General features: G+C 70.1%; 11 protein-coding genes. 8 read left to right on the forward strand and 3 right to left on the reverse strand.

What is annotated here, in order from left to right; genetic code table 11:
- Positions 1–47 precede the first annotated feature (47 nt).
- From C3492_RS39890 to C3492_RS39915, 6 genes are all read left to right on the forward strand, one after another.
- Positions 48–686 (forward strand): HAD family hydrolase, encoded by a 639-nt coding sequence (locus C3492_RS39890; RefSeq protein WP_103817491.1) that lies wholly within the window; start codon positions 48–50, stop codon positions 684–686.
- Between the two features lie 99 nt (positions 687–785).
- Positions 786–1,973, forward strand: a complete 1,188-nt coding sequence (locus C3492_RS39895) for a helix-turn-helix transcriptional regulator (protein ID WP_181140800.1) — start codon at positions 786–788, stop codon at positions 1,971–1,973.
- Between the two features lie 596 nt (positions 1,974–2,569).
- Positions 2,570–2,944, forward strand: a complete 375-nt coding sequence (locus C3492_RS39900; RefSeq protein WP_219822132.1) for a DUF6415 family natural product biosynthesis protein — start codon at positions 2,570–2,572, stop codon at positions 2,942–2,944.
- Positions 2,945–3,131: 187 nt separating this feature from the next.
- Positions 3,132–3,434, forward strand: coding sequence for a hypothetical protein (locus C3492_RS39905; protein ID WP_103817493.1), 303 nt, complete (start codon positions 3,132–3,134; stop codon positions 3,432–3,434).
- A 92-nt stretch (positions 3,435–3,526) separates the two neighbouring features.
- The gene (locus C3492_RS44360) at positions 3,527–3,979 is read left to right on the forward strand and encodes a radical SAM protein (RefSeq protein WP_146075792.1); all 453 of its coding nucleotides are present in this window, start codon (positions 3,527–3,529) and stop codon (positions 3,977–3,979) included.
- A gap of 382 nt (positions 3,980–4,361) precedes the next feature.
- Positions 4,362–4,886 carry a lamin tail domain-containing protein gene (locus C3492_RS39915; protein ID WP_181140801.1) on the forward strand — a complete coding sequence of 175 codons (525 nt, stop codon included), beginning with the start codon at positions 4,362–4,364 and terminating at the stop codon, positions 4,884–4,886.
- 180 nt (positions 4,887–5,066) lie between these two features.
- On the opposite strand, the gene C3492_RS39920 is transcribed toward C3492_RS39915, so the two are convergent.
- The 3 genes from C3492_RS39920 to C3492_RS45235 all read right to left on the reverse strand — a co-directional run bounded on the left by C3492_RS39920 (position 5,067) and on the right by C3492_RS45235 (position 7,083).
- Positions 5,067–5,522, reverse strand: coding sequence for an RICIN domain-containing protein (locus C3492_RS39920; RefSeq protein WP_103817496.1), 456 nt, complete (start codon positions 5,520–5,522; stop codon positions 5,067–5,069).
- A gap of 911 nt (positions 5,523–6,433) precedes the next feature.
- The gene (locus tag C3492_RS39930) at positions 6,434–6,778 is read right to left on the reverse strand and encodes a hypothetical protein (RefSeq protein ID WP_181140802.1); all 345 of its coding nucleotides are present in this window, start codon (positions 6,776–6,778) and stop codon (positions 6,434–6,436) included.
- Positions 6,775–7,083, reverse strand: a complete 309-nt coding sequence (locus C3492_RS45235) for a transposase (RefSeq protein ID WP_103817497.1) — start codon at positions 7,081–7,083, stop codon at positions 6,775–6,777. Before C3492_RS45235 ends, C3492_RS39930 begins: the two co-directional genes overlap by 4 nt.
- Before the next feature lie 43 nt (positions 7,084–7,126).
- Here C3492_RS45235 and C3492_RS39940 point away from each other — a divergent pair, with 43 nt between their 5' ends.
- Complete coding sequence (locus C3492_RS39940) at positions 7,127–7,492, forward strand: hypothetical protein (RefSeq protein WP_146075793.1); 366 nt, start codon at positions 7,127–7,129, stop codon at positions 7,490–7,492.
- Positions 7,437–8,111, forward strand: a complete 675-nt coding sequence (locus tag C3492_RS39945; RefSeq protein ID WP_146075794.1) for a hypothetical protein — start codon at positions 7,437–7,439, stop codon at positions 8,109–8,111. The genes C3492_RS39940 and C3492_RS39945 overlap by 56 nt, the downstream gene beginning before the upstream one ends.
- Positions 8,112–8,597 lie beyond the last annotated feature (486 nt).

An 8,597-nucleotide genomic window follows, 5' to 3' on the forward strand; every position in this document is an offset into this window, starting at 1 on the left:
TCAGGCGTTCGATTTATCGCGCGTGGTGGGACTCGTAGGCTTCCCGGGTGATTGAGACCATCGTGTTCGACGTCGGCGAGACGATCACCCGTGACGACCGCTACTGGGGTGCCTGGGCTGACTGGCTCGGAGTACCCCGTCACACCCTGTCTGCCCTGGTCGGTGCCGTCGTTGCTCAGGGCCGGGACAACGCCGAGGCGCTGAGGCTCGTACGCCCGGGCATCGACGTCGCGGCCGAGTACCGTGCCCGGGAGGCGGCTTGCTGCGGCGAGCACCTGGACGAGGATGACCTGTACGACGACGTCCGCCCGGCGTTCAGTGCTCTGCGTCGGGCAGGTGTCCGGGTCGTCGTCGCGGGAAATCAGACCGCTCGCGCAGGCCAGCTTCTGCGGGGTCTTGATCTGCCCGCGGACCTGATCGTCACATCGGGGGAGTGGGGCGTGGCCAAGCCCCAGCCGGAATTCTTTCAGCGGGTCGTTGAGGTCGCGGAGGCGCCGGCCGACCGCGTCCTCTACGTGGGCGACCATCCCGCCAACGACGTGTACCCGGCGAAGTCGGCCGGGCTGCGCACGGCGCATCTGCGGCGCGGCCCCTGGGGGAATCTGTGGGCTGACGCGCCCGAGACGGTTGCCGCGGCCGACTGGCGGATCGGTGGGCTGATGGAGCTGGTCGGCATCGTCCGCTGACAACAGTGATGCGGCCCCGTCGAGTTGGCGGGGCCGCTTTGGGGGCGCGCTGTGTCCTGCACGGGTAGCGTTCGGAGTGGATGCCCGAACGGAGACAGTATGCCCGCACAACCCGATGGGGGAGTAGGCCGGCGGATCGCCTACTACCGGAGCGTTGTCCGTCCCAAGATGACTCAGGCTGAGCTGGCCACCGCGGCCTGCGTCGCGCTGGGTACGATCCGCAAGATCGAGCGCGGCGAGCGGGGTGTCACTGACGACACCCTTCAGGCGATCGCCGATGCGCTCGGCGTCGATCCGTCCCACCTGCGCGCCGACCGCGGTCCAGCTCTCTCGCAGGCGCGGGAAGGTCTTCCGGCGCTGTCGGCGGCCATTGCAGCGTACGACTGCCCCGAGGACGGCCCGGTGCGCCCGGTGGCTGACCTTCGGTCCGCTGTGGATGCGGCGGAACGCTGGCGCCTGAGCGCCCAGTACACGCGCATCGTCCGCGACCTTCCGGATCTGCTCGCCGAGCTGGCCCGTGCCCACGAGGGGGCGAGGGGCGCTGACCGCGCTGAGCTGGCCCGGCTCCTGGTCAGCGCCTATCGCTCCGCTGACGCGGCCGCCTACAAGCTCGGGGCTCACGACTTGTCGGCCCGCCTGGTCGAACTCATGCGCTGGGCCGCGGCGGATGCCGGCGACCCGCTGCTGTCCGCGTCCGTCGCCTACGTCCGTACGGAGACGTTCTTCGCCGCACACGCACACGCCGCAGGCCTGCGCGCCCTGCAACAGGCCATCGACGCGGCCCCGGCGCCGCTGACCGCCGCCGAACGCGCGGCCCGAGGATCGCTGCATATGAGGGCCGCGGTCATCGCCGGACGAGCCAAGGACGCGGACGCGGCCACCGAGCACATCGGCGAGGCCAAGCAACTCGCCGAGGCCGTCCAGGAGGACGTCTACCACGGCACCGCCTTCGGCCCTGACTCGGTCCGCATTCACCGGGTGTCCGTGGCGGTCAGCCTCGGCGGTCACCACGTCGGCGACGCCCTGGACATCTCACATGAGTGGAAGCCCCCCACGAATCTGCCCGCGGAGCGCCGGTCCGGCTTCTACATCGAGCTGGCGCGGGCGCAGCTGTGGGCCGGCATGCCCGATGGCGCGTTCGAGTCTCTCAAGGTCGCCAGGAAGATCGCGCCTCAGCACACCCGAGACCACCCTTGGGTACGAGAGGACGCATCAAAGTTGCGGCGTCTGAGGCGAGCCGACTCAGAGACGCTGACCGCGTTCGCCGAGTGGTGCTCTGCAACCTGAGCGCTCCCCGCCAGGTACCCCTGAGTGGGGTACTTCTGACGTTCCCTCACCCTCACCATGTGTGCACGCGCAGGCACACAGATGGGCACGGGGCATGCAGGAAGCACGCTCGCTCACTCCCACGGTCGTTGACCGCCGGGTGAGCATCGTCCGCCTTCACGGCGAGGCGTGCTTCGACTGCGGAGCCGTGAACCGTCCCATGCGCCTGGCGGGCGAAGCGGTCGTCCTTGGGGCCACCCGTGTCTGGCAGATCCGCTCGTGCGGCTGCCGACGCGAGATGACGCAGACGCACCCTCGCCCGGCAAACGCCATGAAAGACCCGGCGGCCGCGCGAACGACCCCGGGAGTGGCCAACGCTCAAACCAGCGAGGGAGCGTCGACATGATGAACGGTACCGCCCGACCCCAGCCGAGCGCACGGGGTAGCGGGATGACGATGCGCGTCTACACCGTGGACCGCTACGGCAGGATCATCCAAGAGCGTGGCACGGTCACTGTAACGCCCGGGAATGGGCCGCTGCCGGTGATGAGCACCGCATACCCGCCGTGCGCGTGCCTTCAACATCGGTCCGGACAGGCGGTGCGCCCGTGAACGCCATGGCGAAGACCAGCCGCGACGGGGCACCGGTGGACATCGCGACGATGCGCCAGACCATCGCCCTGCTGCTGCCCCACGAAACCGCGGAGCCGCCCACCGGCGAGGAGCTGGCCACGCTGACTGCCACTCTGCGCGGTCACATCGAGCTGGCCGTCCTGGAGGTCGAGCAGCTGGCCGCACGGCTTCCCGAGGACGACATCCCCCGGTACTGCGCGCGTGCATGTATCGGCGAGGCCCGGCGCAAGCTCAGCGCCCGGCCCGGCCCCGGCCCGCACGATCAGCTGCCCTACGCGCGGAAGCTGGCCCGCTCACTTCTGGCGCTGTGCGACCACTACGAGGCGCTGACCGTGCCGGCCGTCGTGCCCGCGTCGTGAAGGCGGCCGTCGGCCTGTTCCTTTACGTGGCGGCCGTCACCGGCCCCGTCCTCGCCCTGGTGCTGGCGAGGACCCTGCACTGACGCACTCCCATGGCGGCCGTTTCGGGTCAGGGCCGCACCCACATGCCCCCGTCCCGCCTGTCTCTGTCAAGAGTAGGCGGGGCGGGTCTGCTCGAAGGAGAGAGATGGAGCTCCCGGAAGACGCCATCCTGCCGTTACCGCCGCCGTTCATGTTCGCGTGCGGCGAGTGCGCAGCGCTGCTGGCCAGCCTCGCCGAGGCAATCCGCAGGGACGAGGGCTGCTTCTACGAGCAACTCGCCGTCGCCCGGCACATCGCCGCAGCCCATCCCGAGGACATCCCGCCGCCGCACACCAGCGGCTGCACCCGATGCCCCCAGTACGCCGGCCGTTCGGACATCGAGGACGTCTGGGCCGAGCACCGCGCACGCGACCTGTTCCTGCACGAGTCGGTCGCACGGCTGCTGTAGGAGGCAGGACACCCGTACTCTCCCGACCCAGCGGCTCAGCCCCCTGCCGCTGGGACGGATTCCACATCGGCATCGCAGGAAGATCTCACCATATGACCGCCGTGCTGGAACCGCCGACGGAAACCAGCCCGGGCAGCGTCTCTTTCCTGGAGCTGGAGATCACCGGGAAGTGCCAGCTGACCTGTCCGTCCCTGTACTACGCAAAGGCCGGCCCCGCCGAGGGGCACGGCAGCATGACCAGCGGCGACTGGAGGCGCCTGATCTCCAAGGTCGCCGCGATCGGCGTGAGGAAGGTGCAGTTCATCGGCGGCGAACCGACCATGCACCCCGACTTCGAGAGCCTGGTCCACCGCGCCTGGAGCTCGGGCTCGACGTGCAGGTCTGCAGCAACCTCTACCGCGTCAGCCACAAGCACTGGACGCTGTTCAAGCGCCCGAAGGCGCGATGTCACTGCAGGAGAGGCCGGGGTGTGGGTGGGAAGGCCGCGTGGTGATCGCGCGGGCGATGACAGCCCACAACGGTCCCCGTCGCTTCTTCAGGAGTGATGTGTCGCTGGACCCTTCAACGGCCCGTCCGTCCCGGCGGAATTGGACAGCAGGGCTGTTACTCACTTTCGGGTGAGTGCGCTCGTCACGGTGGGGGGCGCAGCCCGGCGATGCGTCGCTTGTAGCCGGTAGTTCCAAGGGCCCCTGGATCCGAAGCCATGACAACATCACCCATTTGCCCGATTGATGGTCATTGCAGGTGAGCGTTACAGAAATCTGCTCAATCTGTAACAGGCTTCGTCAATCCCTCACAGTTGGAGGCGCGGACCGGAAGGTGTGGGTGCGCGGCCGACCGGCTGCGCACCAGCACAACGCACCTGGCTGAACCGCGGCTTCCATGCCGCGGGTTCGGCTGGGTGTGCGCACCTGAAGGGGGACCTTCGTGTCCGTTTCTTCTTCCGTCCGTCGTCTGACCGCCGTCGCCGGTGTGGCCGCTGCGGTGGTGGGCGCGGTGGCGCTGCCGGCGTCGGCCGACGACCACCACCACGGCCGCCAGCACCGCCCGGTGGTCTACATCAGCGACGTGCAGTACGACTCCCCGGGCCGCGACGACCGTTCCAACCGCTCGCTGAACTCCGAGTGGGTGGAGCTCACCAACGACTCCCGGCGGGCGGTGAACCTGGACGGCTGGACCCTCTCCGACGAGGACGGCCACACCTACACCTTCGACCGCTACCGGCTGAACGGCCGCGCCACCGTCCGCGTCCACACCGGCATCGGCCGCGACACCAGGACGGACCTGTACCAGGACCGGCGGGCGTACGTGTGGGACAACCACTCCGACACCGCGACCCTGCGCAACCACCGCGACCGACTCGTCGACGAGGTGTCCTGGGGCTATGACCGCGGCCACCGCGGTGACGACCGGCACCGCGGCGGCGACCACCGTGGCGGCCACCGCGACTGACCTCCTCGGCCAGCGGTAGATGACGCCGGCCCATGAGCCGGACGTGTCCATGGTGGGTCGCCTCGTGCGGGGGCGGCCTGCCTTGCGCCGTGGCCGCGAGCAGCCCCGCTCCACAGGAGGGTGGGGGCTGCTCGCGGCCGTGTAGGCGGCAGGGTGTCGTTGGGGGGTGGGGTGGCTGGGTCAGAGGTTGTCGATGGACCACCAGACCTTCTCGGCGTTGCTGTCCGGTTCGAGGACGACGACCTCGCCCAGGCCGTTGCCGTAGTACGGGGTCATGATCTGGCGCGCGGACCGGCTGTAGATCTTGTATGCGCCGTCGAGGGGCCGTTGGGCCGCCTCCCACTGGAACTCCAGGCCGGTCCCGCAGGTGCCCTCGGTGACCCGCGGCTTGTTCCACCAGGGAGCGCCGGGCTTGAGGCACATGCCGGTCTTGGTGTTGCGGATGATGTAGACGAAGGCCGCGAGGCGCTCGAACTCCCACTGGTCGGCTCCGAGGGTCTGTCCGCGGTCCCAGACGTAGTGCACCCATCCGTCCTGGAATCCGTCGCCCCAGTTGTGCGGCAGCAGACTGCCGCCGGTCTTGATGTTGACGATGTGGGAGTCCAGGGCCTGCGCGTTGGCCGTGGTCGTGGTCACGGCTCCGCCGAGTAGCAACTGCACGCGGCAACCGCACAGCTTACCACCTGCGCCGCTTCGCCCAACGGTTCTCCCCTGCCCCTTGGGCTTCAACAACAAGACCTGGGCCGCCTCACCATGCGGCGCTGCTCAGCAAGCCCTCCGCTGACCCACGGAACGCGCTTGCAATGCCCTGGCACGGGCCAGGGGAGATGCTGGTTGAGGTCCTGGACGGGTGCCACACGGATGCGGCGGGGCCGTGGTGGTGCAGGTGCGCCGGGGTGCGTGCGAGGACGGGGCCGTCGCGAAGGAAGGGTGCCAGGGGCCTGGAGACCGCGCGCAGGGCGCTGATCCGGTTCTCGACACCGGCCGTTCCGGTGCCGTCCAGGACGAACAGGACGCGGGGAAGAGCGGGTAGTGCCGCCGCCACTCCTCCAGGCCCGGTTCCTGGAGAAGTGGCCGGCGCCCCGGGACCGCAGGCACGTAGCGATGGAGGCGCTCGTACGTCGACAGCTTGGCGGCAAGGCTGTTCTCACCAAGGTCGTCGGCGTGGAAGCAGCGGTGGCCATAGAGTCCACCAGTGAACTAGGCAGCGCCTCGGCGGTGCTGCTCGACCTCTGTCTGCCGGAGGTTAAGGGGACGCTGGTGCCATGGAGCGTCGGCCTGGGTGGGCAGCGTGTCGGCGACCAGTTGAAGGGCAAAGACTGGCCATTCGATGCCGGTGACGGGACCGTGCCGCCGTGGCTCACGATGGCGCCGCCGGCGGCAGTCGCCGAGCGCTACGCCATGCGGGTGATTTCGCTCGCTGCCCGGCGGGTGATCTTCCTGAGGGGTGCAGGAACGTCCCGCCACGCCGCATTACTGGGCTCACGTAACAGAGGAACTCGACTCCGGGGGCCAGTTACGCAGGGTGTCGTTGTCATGGGTATCCGCTACTTTCCGTGGCTGGCTGCTCGAGGGAGCAGCCCCAGCGCCCGGAGGGCAGGAGGATGTCGACGACCCCCAGTCCGTACTGGACTGAACCCGATACGACAGACGAAACAGGCGGTCCGGTCCGCCATCGGAGCCCCGGTGCCGCGCGCTTCGTCGGCCAGGAAGCGGTAGCCGAATTCCGGGTCGTCGCGGTGAGCGTCGAACAGTGCGTTCGCGCGATACGCCTCCTCCAGCGTGGCGTCGGTCACCGGCTTGTCGAGCCAGCGGTAGTAGGGCTGTCTGGCGAGCTTGAGCACCCGGCACGTCACCGTGACGGGCACCCCGTCCCCGGCCAGCTCCTTCACGAGCGGGTAGATCCTTTTCCCGGCAGATGGGCCTGCGGCAGATAGGCCGCGGCCCGGCGCAGGACCTCGTTCTCCTGCTCCAGCAGCTTGATCCGCCGACGCGCTTCCCGCAGTTCCGCGCTCTCCTGGCCGGTCGTTCCGGGCCTGGTCCCGTCGTCGATGTCCGCCCGGCGCATCCACTTCCACAACGTCATCGGGTGGACTCCGAAGTCGGTGGCCACCTGCTCGACCGTGACACCCGGGCCGCGGTTTCTCGCGACTCGCACGACGTCCTGGCGGAACTCTTCCGGATAGGGCTTGGGCACAGCGACATCCTTCCCACCCGCCCCTCAGGGCAAGCCAGTTCAGATGTCACCCGATCGTGCAGCAGACCCCACGGCGGCGGTGACCGGCTCGGTGACACCCCGGCTTCCGGTGCCGGCCGCGGCCGTCGCCGCCGGGACGGCGGGACTCGCCGGGGTCACCGCGGCCTTCCTGCTGCTGTCGGCCGACGGCTGCGTGAGCGTCCTGGCCACCCTGGGCACCACCTGCGCCTGGTTGCCGGGCGGCGCCTGGCCGTTGACCGAGCTGCTGCTGCCGCTCGTGCTGGGACTGGCGCTGTTCGTCTCCGTCTTCATGGCCGTGGTCGCCACGGCGGTACGGCGGTTACCGTGCCGCCGTGGTCGCCACGGCGGTACGGCGGTTACCGTGCGGGCCGCGCCCGGACGCCGGTGACCGCGGCCGGCGTACGCGCCTCCGTCCCGCGCGGTCCGGAGCCCGCACCCGCGCCCTGACCCGCAAGGCGGCCGTGGCGGCCGTCTGCCTGACCGCGCTCACCCTGATCACCGCGGCGAGCCTCCCCGTGGGCACCGGCGGACACTCCGGCGCGCGTACTTCGCTGACCCGCCAGAATCTGGTCCCGGCACAGAACACGAGGCCCTCCGAGGAGGTGCTCGCCCTCCAGACGGACGCCTGGCTGCGTCTCGGGGGGAGAGAGCTGCTGGTCAAGATGACCGGTGAAGTGCTGAACATCATGAAGGCCCTCCAGGACGACAGGGCTTTCACCGACCGCGGCTATGCGGCCCGCGTCATACGCCCGCACTGCCTGGGCCTGCGGACGGCCGCCCAGCGGCTCGGTGCGTACTTCCCCGTGCCCGATCCCGACGTGGCCCGGCAGCGGCCGACGCTGCCGGCACAGGGCCGGCTGATCGGCACGAACTGCCGACAGGCCATCGACGAGGGCAAGCGTGACCTCTACATCACCAGCATGAACGACGTCCTCACTCTCTCCGAGCGGCTGAGCGGCGTCCTTCGCGAAGTGACCGCGGAGGCCGGCCACCATCCGGGCCGGTGACCAGCTCCGGCGGCCGTCGAGGCGGCAGCTGTGACCCACAGTCCCGGCTGCCGGGGTAGCCTGGCGGCAGTGTTCGTGGCGTTCCCTCCGCGCCGCCTGCGGCGGGGCGCCACGCCTACGGCAGGCCGCATCGAACCGTGCGCTGTCGTGGGTGACGCGATCGGCGCTGTCCGGCCGTCCAAGGCCCGGCCGCGACCGGTCGGCACCCGCGCGCCGGGACCGGCTTGGCCGGCGACGCCCCGGCTCCCACTCCGCGTCGGCCGGGGGCGTCGCGTTACTCGGGCGAGGGCGAACTCGCGGACGTCGCGGGCCCAGTCCCTCAGCGTCCACCCGGGCGTCTCGTCGGACACCCCGAGGCCCGGCCGGTCGGCGGCCAGGAGGCGAACGCTGGCCCGTCACGGCCTCGCCGCTCGTTCCAGCCATCGGCCGGATGTCGAACCACCGCAGAACAGCACCGGCACACCCGATGGCGGGCCCCACTTTCTC

It is taken from the genome of Streptomyces sp. Ru62 (assembly GCF_002920615.1).
Classification (GTDB): Bacteria; Actinomycetota; Actinomycetes; order Streptomycetales; family Streptomycetaceae; genus Streptomyces.

Bases quoted from the DNA above. Each gene is read 5' to 3' on its own strand.
- C3492_RS39905 (WP_103817493.1), top strand. From the start codon at position 3,132: ATGGAGCTCCCGGAAGACGCCATCCTGCCGTTACCGCCGCCGTTCATG.
- C3492_RS39900 (WP_219822132.1), top strand. From the start codon at position 2,570: ATGGCGAAGACCAGCCGCGACGGGGCACCGGTGGACATCGCGACGATG.
- C3492_RS39940 (WP_146075793.1), top strand. From the start codon at position 7,127: ATGTCACCCGATCGTGCAGCAGACCCCACGGCGGCGGTGACCGGCTCG.
- C3492_RS39895 (WP_181140800.1), top strand. From the start codon at position 786: ATGCCCGCACAACCCGATGGGGGAGTAGGCCGGCGGATCGCCTACTAC.
- C3492_RS44360 (WP_146075792.1), top strand. From the start codon at position 3,527: ATGACCGCCGTGCTGGAACCGCCGACGGAAACCAGCCCGGGCAGCGTC.